A 21020-nucleotide genomic window follows, 5' to 3' on the forward strand; every position below is an offset into this window, starting at 1 on the left:
CACAGGGTCCGCGGTGCATGCGGTCCTTGTGGGAGCTGGCTCGCCAGCGATGAAGCCCTCAGGACCGATATGTATCACGGGACTGCCCCGGGTCGATGCTTGCCAGCCGGCGCAACTGCGGCAACAACTCCGCACCCAGATGAATCGCTTCCTCCAGATGGGGAAACCCTGAAAGAATGAAGCAGTCGACCCCCAGCTGGTAATACTCCTCGATCCGCTCCACTACCTGCTGATAGCTCCCCACCAGTGCCGTCCCGGCACCACCACGCACCAGGCCGACCCCGGCCCAGAGATTGGCCGATACCTCCAGTTCCCGCGCCTGGCGCCCACGTCCCTTGACCAGCCCGCTCTGCCGCGATTGTCCCACCGACTCATAACTGGCCAGTTGCGATTGCGCACGTTCAATGGCGTCCTTGGGAATTTCGTCCAGCAACCGCTGTACATGGCTCCAGGCCGCATCATCGGTGGCGGCGGCGAACACATGCACGCGCAAACCGAAGCGCAAGGTCCGCCCGTGAACCGCCGCCAGTTCGCGCATGCGCTGGATCCGCTCGGCGATCATCACCGGTGGTTCGCACCACATCAGGCAGGTCTGGGCATGGGCCGCACCGACCTGCTCGGCGGCGCTGGAGGCCCCGCCGAAGTAGATCGCCGGCATCTGCGCCCGCGGGTCGATCGGCGTTTCCCCTGCGCAGCGGTAGTAGCGCCCATGATGAGGCTGGCGCCGACCCGACCAGACCGCCTGGAAGGCCTGGAGAAATTCCCCGGTGCGCGCGTAGCGTTCGTCATGCTCCAGGTAGTCTCCTAGCGAGCGCTGTTCGAAACGGCTGGAACCGCTGACCACGTGAAGGTCCAGGCGGTTATCGCTGAGCAGTTGCAAGGTCGCCGCGCGATGGGCGCTCCAGGCCGGCAGTTCGAGGCCGGGACGCAAGGTGAGGAGAAAACGCAGGCGCCGGACTTCCTGGGCCAGCACCGCGGTGATCAGCCAAGGGTCCTCAAAGCCGCTGGCGGTGGGCACCATGATGCCGTCGAAACCCGACAGTTCGGCGGCCCGCACGATCTGCCGCAGGTAGTCGAGGTTCGGCTCACGCTCGCCTTGCTGGAACAGGCCGACCTTGGGCAGGCCGCTGCTGGTCAGGTGATGGCCGTCGCCATTGGTGGGCAGGAACCAGTTCAGTTCCAGGGACTTGCGACGTTCACCGCTCATGACGCTGGCGCTCCTTGCGCAGGCCCTGCTCCCGGAGCAGGGGCAATATCCGTTCGCCGAAACGCAGGACTTCGGCCACCGCCGGCTGGTCCTGGATGACGATATGTTCGATGCCCAGGCCGTGCAGCTCGCCGAGGCGCGTGGCGATCTGCCGGGCGTTGCCCACAAGGTACAGTGGCTGGCCGGGGCCGGGTTGCAACAGGTTGGGATGCACCTCCAACTGGCGGTCACGGGCCAGGCGCCGCACCGCTGCGCTGCCCGCGGGCTCGGCAGGGCCCGGGAAGCGCTGTGCGGCAACTTCCCAGGCCAGTTCCTCGGTGTCGCCGAGAATCAGGCCGAAACTGCAAACGAAGCCCGTTCGCCCCTGCAGGCGCTGGATTTCCTGCTCCAGCCAGGCCGGTGGCGCCGACCGTAGCAGGCACAGGTCGGCGTGGCTGGCGATCAGGCGGGCATCATGGCTGTCGTCGAGGATCAGGGGCGGGGCGGGCAGGGGGCGGCGGGCGAAGCCGGCGTTTTCCAGTTGGAAGTAGCGGCCGCTGAAGTTGAAGCCACTGTCCCCGCCCCGAAGCAGGCGCTGGAGGATCTCCAGGTACTCGCCGATACGCTCGTTGCGCTGGTCGCGGTTGAGCCATTCGCCGAACGCCTGGCGCAGGCTGTCACGGTCGCCATCGGGCAGGTGCAGGCGGACGCGGTTGGCACTGATCGATTGCAAGCTTTGCAGGGTGCTGGCCAGTGCGGCGGGCAGCACCACCTCTGGCGGTACGCTGACATTCAGGTGCAGGTGGCGGGTGTGGGCACACAGTGCGGCAGCCACTCCGAGGCTGTCGGCACAAGGTGCGCCGCCGGGGATCCACAGGCCATCGAGTCCGGCGTATTCCACTGCCTGGGCCAACTGGATCCACTGGCCCGGCGTGGGTGTCGGGGTGCAGAGCGGCAGTTGCCAGCTGAATTCAAGGGCCATGCACAGGCTCCGCAGCAAGAGAGAACAGGGGAAGTGCCATCATCTCACCGCCGCCCCCGGCTGGACAGGCCGCGGCTGCCAGCCGAGGGCCGGGGCGATGGTCTCGGCGACGATGCGCAGGCGGCGCAGGACCTGCTCCTGGCTGGAGCTCTCGGCCTGGACCACCACGATCAGATAGTCTGCGTAGGGTAGCACCGAGGGATCCTCGCGCAGGCCACGGATCACCTCGTCGGGATGGCCGTGATGAACATTGAGCAGGCGCAGGTGTTCTTCCAGGTCGATAGCCTGTTCGATCAGGCCCTCCCGCTGCAGCCGCGGTACATGGCGCTCGATATCCACCGCCAGCTCGGACTGGGCGCTGGCGCGGTCGGCGGCGGGGAAGACCGCGCGAACCACGCCGATCCGCGGGAGCTCCGTCGGGTGGTCCCAGGCCTCGAGATAGGCCTCGGCCAGGGGCTTCTGCACCGTCAGTGGATCATGGGTCGCGGTGCCGAGGAGAAATCCGTTGCCCTGGCTGGCGGTATAGCGCGCGCCGTCCAGGCTGCCGTGGGAATGCCAGAGCCGACGGGCCAGGCCGGGGGCGGGCGGTTGCAGGGTCAGAGCGCTGCCGGGGAACAGCGCGTCACCGTTGAGCAGCCCCTGCAGGCGTTGCTGGTCCTCGATGAAGCGTTGCTGGCGTTGCCCGGCGTCCCGTGCGAACGCTGAAAAACCGTCAAGGTTGGCGCCGCCGCTGCCCAGGCCCAGTTGCACCCGGCCGCCGCTGAGCTGGTCGAGCACGCTGGCATCCTCGGCCAGGCGTACCGGGTCCTCGAAGGGCAGCACGGTCACCGCCGTACCCAGCTCGATATGCCGGGTGCGCTCGGCCACGGCGGCCAGGGCCAGCAGCGGCGAGGGCAGGCGGCCGAAGCCGCTGCTCAGGTGGTGCTGGGCAATCCAGCCACCATCGAAGCCCAGGGTTTCGGCGACTTCGAACTGCTCCAGCAGGTCACGGTAGGTCTGTTGCGCATTTTCGCCGAAGGCATGGGTGAGAAAGCCCAGCTTGAACGGCGGGCGGAAAGGGGCAGTGCTCATGACAGGGAAAACTCCTTGGCGGTTCTGGTCACGGCGGGGCGCCAGCCCAGGGCCGGAGCCACCTCTTCGGCGATGATCTGCAGTGCGCGGATGGCGTCGCCCAGCGGCGTGCTGGCGCTCTGCACCTGGACGATCAGGTGATCGTGGCGGCCCAGCTGCGGTCCGCTGCCCAGGCCCTCGACGATCGCTGCGGGCGCGCCGTGAAGCACGCCGAGGCGTTGCAGGATGTCCTCGAAGTCGCCGTCCACCGGCCCCTGGTAGACACCGATGCTTTTCTGCCGTGCGAGGTAGCGCTGGATGTCTTCGCGCAAGCCCGGGGTGTGGGCCAGCGGAAACACGCCCTGGACCCGGGCGATACGCGCCGGGGTGCCGTTGTCGCCGGTCCAGGCGTCGCGGTAGCGCTGGACCAGTTCGACGCCGGCCTGGGCTGGCAGGTGCGGGTTGGGCGCCATGATCAGGCCGTTGCCGCGGGCCGCCACCAGTTCCACCCGCGAGGTGGCTTCCCAGAGGCGCCCGCCCAGGCCCGGAGCCTGTGGTTGCAGACGCAGCCCGTCATGATTCAGGGGGCCGTTGCCAAGGGCGGTCTGCAGGCGTTGCAGGTTGTTCTCGTAGTCCCGATGGCGCTGTTCGTGGGCAAGGCCGAAGGCGCTGAAGGTGTCCGGGTCGAAACCCGCTCCCAGCCCCAGTTCCAGGCGCCCGTTGCTCAGCAGGTCGAGCACCGCGGCGTCTTCCGCCAGACGCAGGGCCGGCTCCTGGGGCAGGACGATGATCCCGGTGCCCAAGCCGATGCGCCGGGTACGCTGGGCAATCGCCGAGAGCAATACCAGCGGCGAAGGCAGGCGGCCCTGCTCGCTGGCGAAGTGGTGCTGGGCCACCCAGCCGCTGTCGAAGCCCAGTGCCTCGGCTGCTTCGAACAGTTCCAGGGTTTCCCGGTAGACCCGGGGGTTGTACTCGGTCCGGTACACCCGGCTTAGAAAACCGAGGGAGAATCCGCCACTCATGGTCGTGTGTCCTCGCTGATCAGGGGCAGGGCGGCCAGGGCACGGGCGGCGCCGGCCTGGTCGCTGGATTGCAACTGGCCGTTGAACGGGCTGATGGTCAGGTAACCCCTGGCCAGCCACACTGCTTCGTCGTCCTGCTGCGCCGGGGTCGCCGGGGCGCTGCGCTGGAAGCTGATGCCCGGCTTGCCCGCCTGGGCCGGGAACAGCGGACCGAGGTCGTCGGTGTACAGGGTGTCGAAGCCGACGTAGCTGCCGATGCGGGTCAGGCGCACGCCCTTGAGCGCAGTGTTGTCGGCGGGGAAGTTGATGTTCAGGCCGAGGCCGGCCGGCAACAGCCTGCCATCGGGCTGGCGATGCCGGTCGAGGGCTTCCACCAGCGTCAGCACCTGGCGGGCGATGCGTTGCGGGTCCTTGTCCTTGAGGTCGGTACTCACCGCCAGGGTCGGATAGCCGGCGCGCACGGCGAAGCTGGCGGCATTGAAGGTGCCCGACGCGCTGTTGATGGCGCCGACGTTGTTGCCGGGGTTGGGCCCGACGATCACCAGGTCCGGGTTCGGCTGGATCTTCTTCAGGCCCATCAATAGCGCCATGACTGGCGTACCGCTGATCTCGATCTGCACCGCCTGGCCGGCGCAGGCCGGGCTGCTGCACACGCCGCTTTCATGGGTGCTGATGTAGTAGCTGTCGGGGTAGGCCGGGTCGCTGTCGCGTCCCACCCGGACTTCGCGGCCGTAGAGGAAGGCGCCGCCCCGCGCACTCTGTTCGCTTTGTGGCGCGGCGATCCTTACCTCGTGCCCGGCTGCCTTGAGGGTGGTGTAGAGCGCGCGGATGTTCGGGTGCTGGTAGCCGTCGTCATTGCTCAGCAGGATATTCAGGGCGAACGCCGGGCTTGCGGCCAGGCAGCCCAGGGTCAGGAGCAGGCCGGGCAATGTCTTCATGCGCGGGCCTCCTGCCTGGCGCTGAAGCGGTTGGCCGGACGCGGCAGGCCGAGGTTCTCGCGCAGGGTGCGGCCCTCGTACTCGTGGCGGAACAGCCCACGCGCCTGCAGCAGGGGGATCACCCGGTCGACGAAGGTGTCGATGGAACCGGGGAAATACGGGAAGAACACATTGAACCCGTCGCAGGCACGTCCCTGGAACCAGGCCTCGAAGGTGTCGGCGATATCCTCCGGCGTGCCGATCACCGGATTGCCCCCGGCCAGGCGCAGGTACAGTTGGCGGATGCTCAGGTTGTCGCGTCGGGCCACTTCCAGCACCTGGTCGCGACGGCTGCCACGCTGTCCCACCGGGGTGTCCGGCAATGGGCCGTCGAGGTCGTGGCCGGACAGGTCGATATCTTCGCCCAGGGTGTCGGCCAGCAGACGCAGGCCCAATACCGGGTCGATCAGCGCCTGGAATTCGTCGAACAGGGCCTGGGCCTGCTCGCGGGTCTCGCCGATGAAGGGGGTAACGCCGGGGAGGATCTTGATATGGTCCGGGTCGCGACCGAGGGCGGCGGCGCGCTGCTTGATGTCCTGGTAGAAGGCCTGTGCCGCCGGCAGTTCGTGGTGCGAGGCGAAGATCACTTCGGCGACCCGTGCCGCCAGGGCCTTGCCCGGCTCCGAGGCACCGGCCTGGACCAGCACCGGATGGCCTTGGGGCGGTCGGGCCACGTTCAGCGGGCCGCGCACGGCGAAGTGCTTGCCGCGGTGGTTCAGGGTATGCAGCTTGTCCGGGTCGAAGTACTGGCCGCTGGCCTTGTCCCGCGGGAAGGCATCGTCGTCCCAGCTGTCCCACAGGCCCTTGACCACATCGTGGAACTCCTCGGCGCGCTGGTAGCGGTCGGCGTGCTCGATATGGCTTTCGCGACCGAAGTTCCAGGCTTCGTCGGAAACCACCGAGGTCACCAGGTTCCATGCCGCACGGCCCTTGGACAGGTGATCGAGGGAAGCGAACTTGCGGGCGATATGGTACGGCTCGTTATAGCTGGTGGTGGCGGTGGCGATCAGGCCGATGTGCTGGGTGACTGCCGCCAGCGCAGCCATCAGGGTCAGCGGCTCGAAATGCTCGCCGCGGGCGGTACGGCTCAGGGCGTCGAGGTGATGGCCCCAGAGGGCGACCACATCGGCGACGAACAGCGCGTCGAAGCGACCGCGCTCGGCACTGCGGGCTATGGCCTTGAAGTGCTCGAAGTCCAGGCTGGCATCGGCCTGGGCCAGGGGGTGGCGCCAGGCGGCGACATGGTGACCGCTGTTGGCGAGAAACGCCCCCAGCTTGAGTTGATCGGTGCGACGGGTCATGGATAGGGCTCCCGTAGGTCAGGCGAAAGTCCTGCCAGCCACGCGGCTGGCAGGGCCGCGGGTCAGAAGTTGTAGCTAAGGCCGGTGTACCAGTAGCCGCCGGTGGTGCCGTAGGGCGAGAAGTTGCCATAAGGAAAGCCGCCCGAGCTGCTCGCCAGGTGGGTGCGCTCCGGGTACTTGTTGAACAGGTTGTTGGCCCCGGCGGTGAGGGTCAGGTCCTTGGTCAGGTGGTAGTCAAGGTTGAGGTCGGTGATCCAGGCCGGGGAGAAGGTGCGGTCGTAGGTCTCCAGGGTGCCGTACTGGGTGTACTCGCCGTAGCGGGTCAGGTTCAGGCTCAGCTCAAGTTGCTGGAAGGACCAGGTAGCGCCGAGCAGCAGCTTGGATTCCGGCAGGCCGTGCTTGAGGTTGCCCTGGCGCTGGCGGTCGTAGCCGCCGGTCGGGCCGAGGGCTTGCCGGGCCACGGAGGAGGCGTGGATATCGTCGATCTCGGTGGTGTTCCAGTTGAAGCCCAGGTTGTAGCGCACGCCGCCCCAGGCGCCGAGGTCCTGGCGATAGTCGCCGACCAGGTCGATGCCACGGGTGGTGGTGTCCAGGGCGTTGGTGAAGTAGGTCACCGACTGGTTGGTGGCCAGGCCAGCGGCAGCGAGGATCGCATCGATCTGCGGGGTGCCGCCGAGGTAGCCGGTCTGGGCGATGCGGTCCTTGATCTTGATCTGGTACGCGTCGAGGGTGATCGAGGTGTTGTCGCTCGGTTGCAGGGTCAGGCCGAGGCTGACGTTAGTGGATTTCTCCGGCTTCAGCGTGGTGGCGCCAAGGGCCTTGGCCACGGCTGAATCCACCGCGACGTTGCGGTAGTCGATCAGGTTGCCGTTGACGTTGCTCTGGGACGTCGAGCTATAGATCTGCTGGGCCAGTGACGGCGCGCGGAATCCGGTGCTGAAGGTCCCGCGCGCGGCGAGGATCGGGGTCAGCTGGTAGCGGGTCGAGAACTTGCCGTTGCTGGTGGTACCGGAGCCATCGTTGTAGTCCTCGTAGCGCCCGGCCAGGTCCACATGCCACTTCTCGGTGAGGTCCTGGCCGATTTCCGCGTAGGCGCCGAGGCTGGTGCGGCCTTTTTCCGCGGCATCGGCCGGGGTGGTGCCGGCGCCGGAAATGGTCCCCGGGGCGATCGGGTTGCCACTGGCCCCGGTAGTGAAGGGGCCGCTGGCATAGGAGGCATAATCGCCCTTGCCGATCTTGTAGTTCTCGTAGCGCTGCTCCAGGCCCCAGGAAACCTGGGTAGGCCTGGCCAGGCCAAGGTCGAAGGCGCGGGTCAGGTCGAGGTTGTTGGTCCACTGGCTGAAGGTTTTCACCCCGGTGTCCACCGAGGTCGGCGAGCTGGCGCCATAGCTGAGGTTGTAGGTGTGGCGCAGGGTCGCCTCGGCGTGATCCTGGCCGTAGGTGGTAGACAGGTCGTAGTCCCAGCCCAGCGCCGTACCCTTGCCACCGAAGGCCACCTGGAAGTCGTTTTCGATAAAGCGCAGGGTGTCTTCCACGCCTTCCGGGAAGGGCGTGGCGATGCCGTCGAAGCTGGCCGGCTGGTGGAAGGCCAGGGGTTTTTCGGAGTTGCGCCGGGTGTAGGTGGAGAAGGAATACAGGCTCAGGCTGTCGTTGACCGGCAGTTCGGCGTTGTAGCCGAGGCTGAAGTTGCGTGCTTCCGGAAGGCCGGTACCGTAGTAGGTGTGCTGCAGGCTGGTGTTGCCGGCGCTGTCGGTGTACGGCGCCTTGTCGGAGCGGTCGGACACCTTCTGCTGCTTGACGTCCAGGGCCAGGTTGATGAACCCGTCGTTGGGCAGGGCCAGGCCGACGTTGCCGGTTTGGCGGTTGGTCTCGCCGTCACCGTTTTCGTAGTTCTGCCCGTAGGTGGTGGAGACACTGCCGCCGTGGTCGGTCTGCTTGAGCACGATGTTCACCACGCCACCGATGGCGTCGGAGCCGTACTGGGCCGAGGCGCCGTCGCGCAGGACTTCGACATGGTCCACTAGGGCGGTGGGGATCATGTCGAGGTCTACCGGCTGCGAGCCGGAGTTGAGGTAGGTGCCGTTGTTGAGCAGGGCGCTGTTGTGCCGACGCTTGCCATTGACCAGCACCAGCACCTGGTCGCCGTTGAGGCCGCGCAGGCTGATGGGGCGAACCACCGAGGTCGAGCCGAAGCCGGACGAGGCCGGCTGGTTGAGGGAGGGCAGCACGCGACTCAGGGCCCGGGTCAGGTCGCCCTGGCCGGTGGCGAGCAGTTGTTTCGACGAGATCACATCCACTGGCGCCGGGCTTTCCGCCAGGGTCCTGGCCTGGCCGCGGTTGCCGATGACCACCACGGTGTCCAGCGGGTTGTCGGCGGCCAGCACCGGTAGCGCTTCGGCCAGGGCGAGGAACAGCAGGCTGTAGGCGAAGGCTTTGCGAGGGGGCCGCAAGGCCGTGCGGATCGAGGAACGCATAAGGGGCTTACTCCGGAAAGGTCGGTAGAAGGTCGGCTTGTTGGGGCAAGCTCTGGTGGAGGGGGCAGAGCAAGGCCTGTGCCAGGCGTGAAAAGTCTTTTAAAACAGCGGGTTGGAGCTTGGTGGTGCCGTTGGCTGGTGTTTTTTCAGCGATGCCGGGAGCAGGCTGCTGGTTTTTCTACAGTCGGGACGGCGGTGGCCCTGCCGCTCCAATCGCTGGCAAGTCACCGCTGCGGACCCTGTGGGAGCTGGCTTGCCAGCGATAAAGCCCTGAAAACCAACATCAATCATCGGCCTGGCACATCACTTGCTGACCACCCCGTACCACGACCTATCAGGATTACCCGTATGCCGCTTCCCGGTCCCCGCAACGCCCTTACCGATATTCCCGGCCTGACTGTCGGCCATGCCACCGATCCTCGGGTCGATACTGGCGTCACGGTGATCCGCGCCGCCCGCGTTTGCACCGCCAGCATCGATATCCGCGGCGGCGGGCCCGGTGGGCGCGAGTCGGCGGCGCTGGAGCCGGAGAACATGGTCGGCCAGTTGCATGCACTGGTCTTTGCCGGTGGTTCGGTATTCGGCCTGGGCGCTGCCGATGCGGTGGCGGCGGCCTTGTCCGCCGAGGGCGTCGGCTTGCATCTGAAGGCCGGCGCCCCGGCGATCCCCATCGTGCCCTCGGCCGTACTGCATGACCTGGCCAACGGTGGCGACAAGCAATGGGGCCTGGAGCCGCCGTACCGGCGCTTGGGCTTCGAGGCCCTGGCCAATGCCGGCACGGAAATCGCCCAGGGCGCGGTCGGTGCCGGGCGCGGGGCCATGGCCGGGGTGCTCAAGGGTGGGCTGGGCACGGCCTCGCTGGACCTTGGCGACGGCCTGCTGGTCGCCGCGCTGGTGGTGGCCAACCCCATCGGCTCGGTGTACATGCCCGATGGCCGCACGTTCTGGGCCTGGCCTTGGGAGATTGCCGGGGAATTCGGTGGGGTGCGGCCGGCCGGCGACCAGGATTGCAGCGACCCGATCCCCGAGCTGTCGCGCCTGGATTCGATGGGGCGCTTGCAGGCCGGGGCCAATACCACCCTGGTAGTGGTTGCGAGCACCGCACAATTGAGCACCGCCGAGTGCAAGCGCGTGGCGATCATGGCCCAGGACGGCATTGCCCGGGCGGTGCGGCCGGCGCATCTGCCCTTCGATGGCGATACGGTGTTCGCCTTGGCCACCGGGGCCGTGGAACTGGGTAGTGGCGCCCGGCGCCAGGTCAGCATCGGCAGCATCGGTTCCGCTGCCGCCGATTGCGTGGCCCGTGCTATTGCCCGGGGTGTGCACGCTGCGCGCGGTTGAGCAGCACCTGTTCGACCCGCTGGCGGGCCTGCTGTGCCAGCACCGGCAGGCCCAGCTCGGCATACACCCGTTGCAGATGGCGGTTGCTCGGCACGTCCAGGCCATCATAGCGACGGCGCAGTTCCAGCAACTGCTGGGCGACCGCCCAATCCCCGCTGCGTAGCCGCGCATCCAGTTCGATCTGGGCGAACAGGTCGCGCTGGGCGTGGCTGCCGCCGATCTCGTTCAGGCGCGGCAGGCTGCCGGCAAGCAGGCGTGCAGCGCGCGCGTGATCGCCGCGGGCATGGGCCAGCAGGCCTTCGGCCAGTGGCAGGGTGACCTCGGCCCAGACGGCGCGACTGAAGTCCGGGGCCTGGCGGCTGCGTTCGACCAGGGCGGCGAACAGCAGGTCCGCTTCAAGCTTGTCGGCACGCGCCAGGCCGTACAGGTATTGCAGGCTGAGGAACGGCTGCACGGTGTCGCCCCGGCGCAGTTGCAGATAGGGCGCCAGCGCCTGCCAGCGCGCTCCGACGTCGATTCCGGCGATCTCCAGGCGGGCCAGCAGCGAGACCGCGCCGACCTGGTCCTGGGAATACTCCGGCAGGATTCCCCACACGTGCCGGTCGTAGATCTCCAGCACCCGCGCCTCGTCGCCGCGGGCCAGGTGGAACAGCGCCAGGTGCCACCAGTTGTGGGTGTACATGAAGGAGTTCAGGCCTTCCCAGTGCCCGCTGACCTCCTGCAGGAAGGCGATGCCTTCCTCGATCCGGCCTGCGGTGAGCATCACGTGGGCCAGGGCGTGCTGGGCCCAGGGCTCGTCGGCCTGGATCGCCAGGGCCTGGCGCGCGCTGGCTTCGGCCTCTTCCAGCAGGTGGCATTGTTCGTAGGCGAAGGCCAGCATGGCGTGGCTGTGGGCGATCTCCGGGGCCGCGGCGACGGCCTTGAGGGCGATGCGCAGCAAGGCCGGCCAGTTGCCGCGGTTGAATTCGATGTACTGGGTCAGCTTGGCGGCGAACAGGTCGCGGGGATAGGTGTCGAGAAGCTGCTCGCCCAGGCCCAGGACCCGGTCCAGGTCATCGTCGATCCAGGCGTCCAGCAAAGCCAGGTAGAGCGCGGCCCGGGGGTGGGGCGTGGCGACCGCAGCGGCGCGCTGCCGGTATTTCCCGGCCAGCAGCGGGCCTTCGGGAGATTCGCTGAACATCAGCAGGATCCCGGCCAGGGCGTTGCTCAGTGCCGATTGCGGATGGCGATCGGCAGTGGGCAGGATGGCTTCGGCGCGAGGGTGGTAGCCGATGAAACCGCCGATGAAGTCGTCCAGTCCCTGGCGAGCATGCTGGTCGTCGGTGTCGAGGGGGTTGCCTAGGTAGTCGTGGGGCATGGGAGCAGTCCGCTAGAAGGTCGAATGAGCACAGGGGCGTGGCGTTGACCAATGCAGGGCAAACCCTGTGCCAGCGTCGTGCGGCCCCTGAAACCGGGCCATGGCCTCGATCGCGCTGCTGCTTTTTCCACATTCCCGTCAGCGCTCTGCGGCTTTTTCACCAGCCAGGGCCTTTGTTCCTGTGCTTGGCCCCCGTATCCACGGTGCGCCAGGGCCATGGCATAGCGCTTGCAAAATCCCCGGCAGACCATTTGCCAAGGAGTCACCATGCCTGCGCCCCAACACCCCCCGCGTCACGCTCTGAAAAGGCTGGGACTCGCCGTGCTCACCTGCGTCGCAATGTTCGGCAGCACTGTCCAGGCCGCGCCGCAGGACGGCGGCATCCTCAACCTGATCGCCCAGCCCGAGCCGCCCTCCCTGATGCACGGGGTGGTCACCCATGTATCCACCCAGTACGTCAGCGGCAAGGTCCTGCAAGGGCTGCTGACCTTCGATACCGACCTCAAGCCGCAACCGGTCCTGGCGAAAAGCTGGAGCGTGTCTCCTGACGGCCTGACCTACACGTTCGACCTGCAACCAGGCGTGACCTGGCACGACGGCAAGCCATTCACCGAGCAGGACGTGCTGTTCAGCTTCAACACCTTCTATCCGGAGGTGGACAAGCGCTTCGGCTCGATCTTCGAACAGTTCGTCGCCGCCATCGATTCGAGCAAGCCGCTGCAGGTCAGCTTCCACCTGAAGAAACCCTTCGCGCCGCTGCTCTCGTCCCTGGGCAGCGGGCTGCGGCCGATCGTGCCGAAGCACCTGTACGAGGGCAGTGATCTGCGCGCCAACCCCTACAACCTCAAGCCGGTCGGCACCGGGCCCTTCGTCTTCCAGGAGTGGAAACGCGGCGCCTACATCAAGCTGGCGAAGAACCCGCACTACTGGAAACAGGGCCTGCCGCACCTGGACGGGGTGGTCTTCCATGTGATTCCCGACGGTTCGTCCCGCTCCGCCGCCTTCGAGCGCAACGACGTGCAGGTGCTGCGCGCCGGCGATGCCGACTACTCCGATCTCAAGCGCCTCGGCGCGTTGCCTGACGTGGTGGCCTCGGAGCAGGGCTACGAACTGTATGCCGGGCTGGCCTTCCTGCAGATCAATACGCGCAAGCCACCCCTGGATAACCCGAAGGTGCGCCAGGCCATCCTCACGGCGCTGAACCGCCAGTTCATCGTCGACAACATTTTCTTCGGTGCCGGACGGGTGTCCCAGGGGCCGTTCGTGTCCAGCACGCCGTATCACGACCCGCAACTGCCGCAGTACGCCTACGACCTGAAGAAGGCCAAGGCGCTGATCGCCGAGTCCGGGGTGGACGTCGGCGCAGTGCGCATCCGCCTGCTCAACGGCGAGAAGGGCGGCGCCTGGGAGCGCCTGGCCGAATACACCAAGCAGGCCTTGCAGCCATTGGGCTTCAAGGTCCAGGTGGTTACCTCGGACGCCGCCACCTGGTTCCAGCGGGTCAGCGACTGGGACTTCGACCTGACCTACAACTTCATCTTCCAGATCGGCGATCCGTACCTGACCAACGCCTACCTGTACCGCTCCGACTACATCCTCAAGACGTCGCCCTTCGCCAATGTCAGCGGCTACAACAATCCCGAGGCCGATCGCCTGTGGAACCAGGTCGTCGACACCGCCGAAGGTCCGCAGCGGCAGAAACTCTACAGCGAACTGGAAAACCTGCTGAACCAGGACCTGCCGATCGCACCGATCTTCGAGATGCGCTATCCGACCCTGTACCACAAGCAGGTGCACAACCTGTTGCGCACCGCCACCAGCCTTAACGAAGACTACGAGAGCGTCTACCTCGACGCACCGACGCCATGAATGGCCTGGTGTCCCTCGTTACGCGCCTGGGGCGTGCCGGCCTGATGGTGTTTGGCGTGCTGGTCCTGAGCTTCCTGTTGATCCGCCTGGCACCGGGTGATCCGGCGCTGCTGATGGCCGGTGAGGCCGGGGTCGACGATCCGGCCTTTATCGCCAACCTGCGCCAGCAGATGGGCCTTGACCAGCCGCTGCTCCAGCAGTTGCTGCTCTACCTCGGCCAGGTGGCGCACCTGGACCTGGGCTACTCCTACCGCAACCAGACCAGCGTGTGGTCGCTGCTGGCCGAGCGCCTGCCGGCGACCCTGAGCCTGATGGGCTCGGCCTTCGTGCTCTCGTCACTGCTGGGCGTCACGCTCGGGGTGATCGCCGCCCGTGCGCGGCAGCGCCGGCACTGGCTGGACGGGGTGATTTCCCAGGGTGCGCTGCTGCTCTACGCCGTGCCGACCTTCTGGCTGGCGATGCTGCTGATCCTGCTGTTCTCGGTGCACCTTGACTGGCTGCCGGCCTTTGGCATGGAAAGCGTCGCCCGCGACCTGCACGGCGCGGCCTGGCTGGGCGACCGCCTGAAGCACCTGCTGCTGCCGTGCCTGTCCCTGAGCTTCCTGTTCCTGGCCTTGTATATCCACCTGACCCGCGCCGCGACCCTCGAAGCCCTGCAGCAGGAGTATGTCCATACCGCCCGGGCCAAGGGCCTGCGTGCGCGGCGCATCCTGTTCGGCCATGTGCTGCGCAATGCCTTGCTGCCGGTGGTGACCTTCGCCGGGCTGCAACTGGGCCAGTTGGCCAGCGGTGCCTTGCTGGTGGAGGTGGTGTATTCCTGGCCGGGTATCGGCCGGCTGATGTACGACGCCCTGGCGCAACGTGACTACGGGGTGCTGATGGGCGGCTTCCTGCTGATCTCGCTGCTGGTGGTGGGCTTCAACCTGCTCACCGATCTGCTGTGCCGCTGGCTGGACCCGCGAATCGGTGCTGGAGGGCAGGGCACATGAATGTTGCGTCTCCATGGCGACGTTTTCTCGCCCAGCGCTCGGCGTTGCTCGGGCTGACCTGGTTGTTGCTCCTGGGGCTGCTGGCCCTGGCGGCGCCGTGGCTCAGCCAGGGCGACCCCTGGGAAATGGCCGCGCAACCGCTGCTTGGGCCCTTGCAGGATGGCAACCACTGGCTGGGCACCGACCTGCTCGGCCGCGACCTCGGCGCCGGCCTGTTGTATGGCGCCCGGGTATCCCTGGCGGTGGCGCTGCTCGCCAGCCTGGCGACCCTGCTTGCCGGCCTGCTGATCGGTGCCGTCGCCGGTTATTTCGGCGGTTGGCTGGACGGGCTGCTGATGCGCATTGCCGAGTTCTTCCAGATCATTCCGCAACTGGTGCTGGCGGTGATCCTGGTGGCGATCCTCGAGCCGTCGCTGTACTCCATTGTCCTCGCCATTGCCCTGGTGGCCTGGCCGGCGGTGGCGCGCCTGGTGCGCGCCGAGTTCCTCAGCCTGCGCCAGCGCGAGTTCGTCCAGGCCGCCCGGGTGCTTGGGCAATCGCCGCTGGCCATCGTCTTCCGGCAGATCCTGCCCAATGCCCTGGCTCCGTTGCTGGTGACCCTGACCTTTGTCATGGCCACGGCGATCCTCACCGAGGCGGCGCTTGCCTTCCTCGGCCTCGGCGATCCGGAGGCGATGAGCTGGGGCTACATGATCAATGCGTCCCGCGGCCTGCTGCGCGAGGCGTGGTGGATGAGCCTGCTGCCGGGCCTGGCGATCCTGTTTTGCGTGCTGGCGGTCAACCGCGTCGGCGAAGGCCTGCGGGTCGCCTTCGATGCGGCTCGCCGGCCAGGAGATTCCCTATGAGCGCGTTATTGAACATCGAACACCTGCGCATCGCCTTGCCGGCCGGTGCCGACCGCAGCCATGCGCTGCATGACCTGTCCCTGACCCTCGAGGCCGGGCAATGCCTGTGCGTTGTGGGCGAGTCCGGTTCGGGCAAGTCCATGCTGGCCAAGGCCCTGCTGCGCCTGCTGCCGGCTGGCCCGCAGGTCGAGGCCGGGCATATCCGCTTTCGTGGAGAAGACCTGGCCGGGCTGGGTGAAGAGGCCATGCGCCAGTTGCGCGGCCAAACGGTCAGCATGGTTTTCCAGGAACCGATGAGTGCGCTCAATCCGCTGCTCAGCGTCGGCCGGCAGATCGAGGAAACGCTGCAGGCCCATGGTGTCAGGGACAGGGGCCAACGGCGCCAGCGGATTCTCGATCTGCTCGGCTATGTCGGCCTGCCCGATCCGGGGCGCCTGCAGCATGCACTGCCGTTCGAACTGTCCGGCGGCCAGCGCCAGCGGGTGGTGATCGCCATGGCCCTGGCCTTCGATCCGCTGCTGTTGATCGCCGACGAGCCGACCTCGGCGCTGGATGTCACCACCCAGGCGCAAATCCTCGCGCTGCTGCGGCGGATCCAGCGGGAAAAGGGCATGGCCATGCTGTTCATCACCCATGATTTCGCGGTGGTCGAGGCCATTGCCGACCGTGTGCTGGTCCTGGAAAAGGGGCATCTGGTGGAGCAGGGCACGGCGCAGCAGGTATTGCAGCAGCCGCAGCAGGATTACACCCGGCAATTGCTTGCGGCGGCCAGCGCCAGCGCCCTGCATCCGCGCCCGACGCTGGACGGGCGCGAGGCGGTACTGGAGGCGCGCCAGTTGGCCAAAAGCTATAGCCGCCGCAGCGGCTGGTGGGGACGGCGCAGTACGCGGGCGCTGGACCAGGTCGACCTGCGCCTGGCCGAAGGCGAGACCCTGGGGATCGTCGGTGAGTCGGGGTCGGGCAAGTCCACCCTGGGCCAGGCCCTGGTGCGCTTGCTTGCGGTGGATAGCGGCAGCATCCGCTGGCAGGGGCGCGAGGTGGCCGGTTTGTCCGAGTCTCGCCTGCGCGGTTTGCGCGGCGCGGTGCAGATGATCTTCCAGGATCCGTTCGCCTCGTTGAATCCACGCCAGCGCATCGAGACCCAGCTTATGACCGGGCCGCTGGCCCAGGGCATCGAGCGCGAGGAGGCAGCACGGCGGGCGCGGGAGGTGCTGGAACTGGTGGGCTTGCCGGCCACGGCCCTGCAGCGTTTCCCCCATGAATTTTCCGGAGGCCAGCGCCAGCGCATCGGTATTGCCCGGGCCCTGGCGGTGCAGCCAAGGATCCTGATCGCCGATGAATGCGTTTCGGCCCTGGACGCGTTGATCCAGGTGCAGATCCTGGAATTGCTGGAGTCGCTGCAGCGGCGTCTGAAGCTGAGCATCGTGTTCATCACCCACGACCTGCGGGTGGCCGCGCGGTTGTGTGACCGCATCGCCGTGATGAAAGGCGGCCAGGTGGTGGAGGCCGGCGAGACGGCGCAGGTGCTGGAGCAGCCGCAGCATCCCTACACCCGCAGCCTGCTTGGCGGCTTCAAGCGCAGCCCGGCGTCGCTGGCGGAGGTGGCAGCATGCTGAGCCTCAATGCCTTCCTCATGGCCACCGGTCATCATGTGGCCGGCTGGCGTCATCCCGATGCCCAGGCCGATGGCGGCCTGGATTTCCAGCATTACCGGCAACTGGCGCAGACCGCCGAGCGCGGTTGTTTCGATGCGATCTTCCTGTCCGACACCCTGGCCATGCTGCCCGGCAGGCTCGAGGCCCTGGGCCGGATGTCGCGCACCGAGCATTTCGAACCGCTGACCTTGCTGGCCGGGCTGGCAGCGGTCACCGAGCGGATCGGCCTGGTGGCCACCGCGACCACGTCCTACAACAGTGTCGACAGCGTGGCCCGCGCCTTCACCTCGCTGGAGCGCCTGAGTGGCGGACGCACGGGCTGGAACCTGGTGACCTCGAGCAATGCCGGGGAGGCCTTCAATTTCGGCCGGGAAACCCATTTCGAACATGCCCGGCGCTATGTACTGGCGCGGGATTTCCTGGAGCGGGTCAGGGCGCGCTGGGCGGCCAGCGGCGTGGCGCCGGTGCAGGTCCTGGCTGGCGCCTCGAAGGCCGGCTGCGAGCTGGCGGCGGCCCATGCGGAAATGGTCTTCACCGCCCAGCCCGAGCTGGCCGGGGCCAAGGCGTTCTATCGCGAGCTGAAAAGCCTGTTGCCGCGCTACGGGCGTCACCCGGATCAACTGAAGATCATGCCGGGTGTGTTGCCCATCGTGGCCGACAGCAACGTCGAGGCCGAGGCCCAGTTCGAGCAACTGCAGGCGCTGGTGCAGCCCGAGGTGGGGTTGTCGTTGCTGGCGGATATCGCGGGCGGTACCGATCTGTCCGGGTATGCGCTCGACGGTCCGCTGCCGGAACTGCCGGGGACCAATTCCGGGGTCAGCCGGCGCGACCTGCTGATCGCCGTGGCCCGCCGCGAAGGCCTGAGCATTCGCCAGTTGTACCTGCGCATGGCAGCCGCGCGCGGGCATCTGGTGGTGATTGGCGATGCGCAGCGAATCGCCGACTGCCTTGAGCAGTGGTACGTCGAGGGGGCAGCGGATGGCTTCAATGTCATGCCGCCGTACCTGCCTGGCGGGCTGGACGCCTTCGTCGAGCGAGTGGTTCCCGAGTTGCAGCGCCGTGGAGTGTTCCGCCGCAGTTACCAGGGGCGGACCCTGCGTGATCACCTGGGGCTTTCCCGCCCCGTTCCCTTCCAATCAAACGAGGTATTGACGGCCCATGGCTGACTTTTCCCAATTGCCGCGCGTGCGCGGCGAACGCCTGGAGATCCGGCCGGGCCGCTATCTGAGTGTGGCCCGCCAGGCCGGCGGCGATACCGTGGTGTTCTTCGGGCATGGCGGCGGTGGCAACAAGGATCAATGGCGCGAACTGTGGCAGGCCCTGGGGGCGCAGGGCTACAGCCTGGTGGCCTGGGACCTGCTGGGGCATGGCGCCAGTGACCGGCCCGGCGCTGCCCGGGCCTACGCCTGGGACGAGCTGGTGGCGGATGAACTGGAAGTCCTGCGGCGATTTGGCGGGGCGCGCAATGTCATCGTTGCCCACTCATTCGGCACCGGGCTGGCCTTGAGCGCACTGTTGGCGGGGCCTGCGGTCAGCATCGATGCCGCCCTCCTGCTGGGCAGCCAGTTGCACCGGCCGTTGAAGCGCAAGGGCCTGCTGAACCTGCCGGTATGGATCCTGGAGTGGTTGAGGCCGCGCCTGGCCCGGGGTTTCCGCGAGGCGGCCTGGCATCCCGAGGCAGACCCGGCGCTGGTGGACTATGAAGACAGGCTGGCCCAGGGGAACTCGTTGCACGTGTTCAAGGCCCTGGTTGCCCATGCGCAATGGCCGGACGCCGGGGCGCTGGCGCGATTGGAGGTACCGATCTCGGTGTTGGCCGGCGACCGCGACGGCCTGACTCCGGCAAGCGGCGGCGAGGAACTGGCCCGGCAATTGCCCCGGGCACAGTTCCGGGTGCTGGAGCGGTGCGGGCATCAGTTGATGCTGGAGAAACCGGAGGAGGTGCTGGCGGCTTTCGAGGCGTTGATGGCGGGGTTGGGGACGGTTGAGCCGGCGCCGGTGATCTAGGTGACTGCCGGTCATAGAACCGCGTTATGGCGCACCAGGCGCAAGCCGATAGATCTTCAGCGTCCTTGAGATCGAGCGCCGCCCGCGCGGCGCATCGCCGGCAACGCCGGCTCCCACATTTTGTTGCAACGTACCTATGCCTGACAGGCCATAGTGATCGCCTTGCTTGTACGACGCGATACCGTGTCGAACCCAACAGTCTCCCCGCGGTAGATCGCCGAACATCCAAAGGCTATGTGGGAGCCGGCGTTGCCGGCGATGCGCCGCGCGGGCGGCGCTCGATCTCAAGGGCGCTGGACAAGTCATGACAAGCACCTGCCAGCCCTGATGCGATCTACCGACGGACCTTCTTACCTCAAAAGATGTGTAGATACCCATGCCGCGAGGACCTCAGGCTTCCTGGATCCGCGAACTTCCACTCTCCACCACCAAGCGTTTCAAGGTCGAAACGCTGGCCGCCGGGTCCATCCGGTCTGAGATCGCCTGCATCCGCACTTCCAGCCGGTCCCTGTGCAGGTCCAGTGCCAGGTACCCGCGCGGGCGACTGTCATAGAAGCGTATCTGCGGGTTGTCCGGCAGGATCGACTGCACCGCTTCATAGCTCGGGCCGTTGGAGGTGATGGACGTCCCGACGAACTCCGCCGCCACCACCCGTGAGTCCGGGTCCTCCGGCCGCTCGTGCAGGTGATTGGCCCAGAAGGAATGGTAGTCGCCACTGAGCACCACCGGATTGGCCACCCGGCTGTCGCGCAGGTTCTCCAGCAGGCGCCCGCGGGCCGCCTGGTAGCCGTCCCAGGTGTCGGTCCAGTAGCGGGCCTCGTCGTCGCCGGGCCGTTGCGCCCGCAACGGTGCGACCAGCAGGTCCTGGGCTATCAGGTTCCAGCGGCTGTCACCACGGCGCAGCCCGTCGTAGAGCCAGCGCTCCTGCTCGAAACCGAGCAGGGTGCGCTGTGGATCACGCAGGTCGAGGCAGCTTTCTCCTTCCATATGCCCCTTGCCGAACGCCGGCGCCTGGTAGCAGGGCTGTCTGGAGCGGTATTGACGACCGTCCAGCACCGGTAGCGCGGCGAGGTCGCCGTAGCGGAATCGCCGGTAGATTCGTGGCCCGCCATTGCTGCCCAGGGACGGGCGGCGCAGCGGCATGTTTTCCAGGAACGCCTGGTAGGCCGCCGCCCGGCGCAGGCGGAAGCGCTCGACGCTGATCTTCGGGTCCTTGGAGTAGACCTGGGAATAGTCGTCCTGCACCTCATGGTCGTCCCAAGTGGCGATCCACGGGGCGGCGGCATGCAGGCGGCGCAGGTCCGGGTCGGTGCGGTGCAGCGCATAGCGATAGCGGTAACCGGCCAGGTCGGTGGCCTCCGGGGCGTTGTAGGCGCGGGCCAGCCCGGGGGTATCCGGGGCGTTGCTATATTCGTAGATATAGTCGCCAAGAAACAGCACCAGGTCCGGATGCTCGTCCGCCATATGCCGGTAGGCACTGAACAGCCCGCGTTCGTAGTTGGCGCAGGACGCCACGCCAAGGCGCAGGCGGTCCGGGCGGGCGTCAAGCACCGGCAGGGTCAGGCTGCGTCCGGCTTCGCTGCGTTCGCCCAAGGCGATAAAGCGGTACCAGTACTCGCGGCCAGGGGGCAGGCCCCGCAACGCCACGTGCACGGCATGGCCATTGACGGCCAGGGCCTGGGTGTGGCCGCGCTGGGCGATACGCCGAAAGTCCGGGTCGAGCCCGACTTCCCAATCCACCGGCACGCTGGCTGGCAGTTCCAGTTCATTGCCCGGGTAAGGCAGGCCGGCACTGAGCCGGGTCCAGATGACGAAGCCGTCGGGCCAGGGATCGCCGCTGGCGACCCCGAGCAGGAAAGGCGAGGCGATCCCGCCCAGGGCGCGGCCATAACGCAGCAGCAGGGGCGCCGCGGCTGCCCCCGCCAGCAGGCGCAGGGCCTGGCGGCGGCTGAAGTCGGAGGTCAT

General features: G+C 67.3%; 16 protein-coding genes. 7 read left to right on the forward strand and 9 right to left on the reverse strand.

Annotation, left to right across the window (positions count from 1 at the left end; translation table 11 throughout):
- Positions 1-58 precede the first annotated feature (58 nt).
- The 7 genes from ACPFMA_RS13545 to ACPFMA_RS13575 all read right to left on the reverse strand — a co-directional run bounded on the left by ACPFMA_RS13545 (position 59) and on the right by ACPFMA_RS13575 (position 8992).
- Positions 59-1207 (reverse strand): LLM class flavin-dependent oxidoreductase, encoded by a 1149-nt coding sequence (locus ACPFMA_RS13545; RefSeq protein WP_420056593.1) that lies wholly within the window; start codon positions 1205-1207, stop codon positions 59-61.
- Positions 1197-2168 carry an LLM class flavin-dependent oxidoreductase gene (locus ACPFMA_RS13550; protein ID WP_420056592.1) on the reverse strand — a complete coding sequence of 324 codons (972 nt, stop codon included), beginning with the start codon at positions 2166-2168 and terminating at the stop codon, positions 1197-1199. The genes ACPFMA_RS13545 and ACPFMA_RS13550 overlap by 11 nt, the downstream gene beginning before the upstream one ends.
- A gap of 39 nt (positions 2169-2207) precedes the next feature.
- Positions 2208-3239, reverse strand: a complete 1032-nt coding sequence (locus tag ACPFMA_RS13555; protein WP_425930504.1) for an LLM class flavin-dependent oxidoreductase — start codon at positions 3237-3239, stop codon at positions 2208-2210.
- Positions 3236-4240, reverse strand: coding sequence for an LLM class flavin-dependent oxidoreductase (locus ACPFMA_RS13560; RefSeq protein WP_425930505.1), 1005 nt, complete (start codon positions 4238-4240; stop codon positions 3236-3238). The genes ACPFMA_RS13555 and ACPFMA_RS13560 overlap by 4 nt, the downstream gene beginning before the upstream one ends.
- The gene (locus ACPFMA_RS13565; RefSeq protein ID WP_420056589.1) at positions 4237-5178 is read right to left on the reverse strand and encodes a 5'/3'-nucleotidase SurE; all 942 of its coding nucleotides are present in this window, start codon (positions 5176-5178) and stop codon (positions 4237-4239) included. The genes ACPFMA_RS13560 and ACPFMA_RS13565 overlap by 4 nt, the downstream gene beginning before the upstream one ends.
- Positions 5175-6518 carry an LLM class flavin-dependent oxidoreductase gene (locus ACPFMA_RS13570; RefSeq protein ID WP_425930506.1) on the reverse strand — a complete coding sequence of 448 codons (1344 nt, stop codon included), beginning with the start codon at positions 6516-6518 and terminating at the stop codon, positions 5175-5177. The genes ACPFMA_RS13565 and ACPFMA_RS13570 overlap by 4 nt, the downstream gene beginning before the upstream one ends.
- A 62-nt stretch (positions 6519-6580) precedes the next feature.
- Positions 6581-8992 (reverse strand): TonB-dependent receptor plug domain-containing protein, encoded by a 2412-nt coding sequence (locus ACPFMA_RS13575; protein ID WP_420056587.1) that lies wholly within the window; start codon positions 8990-8992, stop codon positions 6581-6583.
- A 348-nt stretch (positions 8993-9340) separates the two neighbouring features.
- On the opposite strand from ACPFMA_RS13575, the gene ACPFMA_RS13580 reads away from it, so the two are divergent.
- On the forward strand, positions 9341-10333 hold the full coding sequence (locus ACPFMA_RS13580) for a P1 family peptidase (protein WP_425930507.1): 993 nt from the start codon (positions 9341-9343) through the stop codon (positions 10331-10333).
- Here the strand turns inward: ACPFMA_RS13580 and ACPFMA_RS13585 are convergent.
- A complete protein-coding gene (locus ACPFMA_RS13585; RefSeq protein WP_425930508.1) occupies positions 10299-11690 on the reverse strand; it encodes a tetratricopeptide repeat protein in 1392 nt (463 codons plus the stop codon). The two genes, ACPFMA_RS13580 and ACPFMA_RS13585, sit on opposite strands and share 35 nt — an antisense overlap.
- A 267-nt stretch (positions 11691-11957) precedes the next feature.
- Here ACPFMA_RS13585 and ACPFMA_RS13590 point away from each other — a divergent pair, with 267 nt between their 5' ends.
- The 6 genes from ACPFMA_RS13590 to ACPFMA_RS13615 are packed head-to-tail and all read left to right on the forward strand — an operon-like array spanning position 11958 to position 19055.
- The gene (locus ACPFMA_RS13590; protein ID WP_279899837.1) at positions 11958-13559 is read left to right on the forward strand and encodes an ABC transporter substrate-binding protein; all 1602 of its coding nucleotides are present in this window, start codon (positions 11958-11960) and stop codon (positions 13557-13559) included.
- Entirely contained in the window at positions 13556-14548 is a 993-nt protein-coding gene (locus ACPFMA_RS13595; RefSeq protein WP_420056584.1) for an ABC transporter permease, read from the forward strand. Before ACPFMA_RS13590 ends, ACPFMA_RS13595 begins: the two co-directional genes overlap by 4 nt.
- Positions 14545-15393, forward strand: a complete 849-nt coding sequence (locus ACPFMA_RS13600) for an ABC transporter permease (protein WP_420056583.1) — start codon at positions 14545-14547, stop codon at positions 15391-15393. The genes ACPFMA_RS13595 and ACPFMA_RS13600 overlap by 4 nt, the downstream gene beginning before the upstream one ends.
- The gene (locus tag ACPFMA_RS13605; RefSeq protein WP_425930509.1) at positions 15390-17009 is read left to right on the forward strand and encodes a dipeptide ABC transporter ATP-binding protein; all 1620 of its coding nucleotides are present in this window, start codon (positions 15390-15392) and stop codon (positions 17007-17009) included. The genes ACPFMA_RS13600 and ACPFMA_RS13605 overlap by 4 nt, the downstream gene beginning before the upstream one ends.
- Positions 17003-18214 (forward strand): LLM class flavin-dependent oxidoreductase, encoded by a 1212-nt coding sequence (locus ACPFMA_RS13610; protein WP_420056581.1) that lies wholly within the window; start codon positions 17003-17005, stop codon positions 18212-18214. The genes ACPFMA_RS13605 and ACPFMA_RS13610 overlap by 7 nt, the downstream gene beginning before the upstream one ends.
- Positions 18207-19055, forward strand: coding sequence for an alpha/beta fold hydrolase (locus ACPFMA_RS13615; protein WP_425930510.1), 849 nt, complete (start codon positions 18207-18209; stop codon positions 19053-19055). Before ACPFMA_RS13610 ends, ACPFMA_RS13615 begins: the two co-directional genes overlap by 8 nt.
- Positions 19056-19445: 390 nt before the next feature.
- On the opposite strand, the gene ACPFMA_RS13620 is transcribed toward ACPFMA_RS13615, so the two are convergent.
- Positions 19446-21020, reverse strand: a complete 1575-nt coding sequence (locus ACPFMA_RS13620) for an alkaline phosphatase D family protein (protein ID WP_425930511.1) — start codon at positions 21018-21020, stop codon at positions 19446-19448.

It is taken from the genome of Pseudomonas sp. NyZ201, assembly GCF_049860765.1.
Classification (GTDB): domain Bacteria; phylum Pseudomonadota; class Gammaproteobacteria; order Pseudomonadales; family Pseudomonadaceae; genus Aquipseudomonas; species Aquipseudomonas bharatica.

Excerpts from the sequence above, each read along its gene's own strand:
- ACPFMA_RS13570 (WP_425930506.1), bottom strand. The coding sequence starts at position 6,518 with ATGACCCGTCGCACCGATCAACTCAAGCTGGGGGCGTTTCTCGCCAAC.
- ACPFMA_RS13580 (WP_425930507.1), top strand. The coding sequence starts at position 9,341 with ATGCCGCTTCCCGGTCCCCGCAACGCCCTTACCGATATTCCCGGCCTG.
- ACPFMA_RS13560 (WP_425930505.1), bottom strand. The coding sequence starts at position 4,240 with ATGAGTGGCGGATTCTCCCTCGGTTTTCTAAGCCGGGTGTACCGGACC.
- ACPFMA_RS13610 (WP_420056581.1), top strand. The coding sequence starts at position 17,003 with ATGCTGAGCCTCAATGCCTTCCTCATGGCCACCGGTCATCATGTGGCC.
- ACPFMA_RS13545 (WP_420056593.1), bottom strand. The coding sequence starts at position 1,207 with ATGAGCGGTGAACGTCGCAAGTCCCTGGAACTGAACTGGTTCCTGCCC.
- ACPFMA_RS13615 (WP_425930510.1), top strand. The coding sequence starts at position 18,207 with ATGGCTGACTTTTCCCAATTGCCGCGCGTGCGCGGCGAACGCCTGGAG.
- ACPFMA_RS13620 (WP_425930511.1), bottom strand. The coding sequence starts at position 21,020 with ATGACCTCCGACTTCAGCCGCCGCCAGGCCCTGCGCCTGCTGGCGGGG.
- ACPFMA_RS13550 (WP_420056592.1), bottom strand. The coding sequence starts at position 2,168 with ATGGCCCTTGAATTCAGCTGGCAACTGCCGCTCTGCACCCCGACACCC.
- ACPFMA_RS13565 (WP_420056589.1), bottom strand. The coding sequence starts at position 5,178 with ATGAAGACATTGCCCGGCCTGCTCCTGACCCTGGGCTGCCTGGCCGCA.
- ACPFMA_RS13600 (WP_420056583.1), top strand. The coding sequence starts at position 14,545 with ATGAATGTTGCGTCTCCATGGCGACGTTTTCTCGCCCAGCGCTCGGCG.
- ACPFMA_RS13605 (WP_425930509.1), top strand. The coding sequence starts at position 15,390 with ATGAGCGCGTTATTGAACATCGAACACCTGCGCATCGCCTTGCCGGCC.
- ACPFMA_RS13555 (WP_425930504.1), bottom strand. The coding sequence starts at position 3,239 with ATGAGCACTGCCCCTTTCCGCCCGCCGTTCAAGCTGGGCTTTCTCACC.
- ACPFMA_RS13575 (WP_420056587.1), bottom strand. The coding sequence starts at position 8,992 with ATGCGTTCCTCGATCCGCACGGCCTTGCGGCCCCCTCGCAAAGCCTTC.
- ACPFMA_RS13585 (WP_425930508.1), bottom strand. The coding sequence starts at position 11,690 with ATGCCCCACGACTACCTAGGCAACCCCCTCGACACCGACGACCAGCAT.
- ACPFMA_RS13590 (WP_279899837.1), top strand. The coding sequence starts at position 11,958 with ATGCCTGCGCCCCAACACCCCCCGCGTCACGCTCTGAAAAGGCTGGGA.
- ACPFMA_RS13595 (WP_420056584.1), top strand. The coding sequence starts at position 13,556 with ATGAATGGCCTGGTGTCCCTCGTTACGCGCCTGGGGCGTGCCGGCCTG.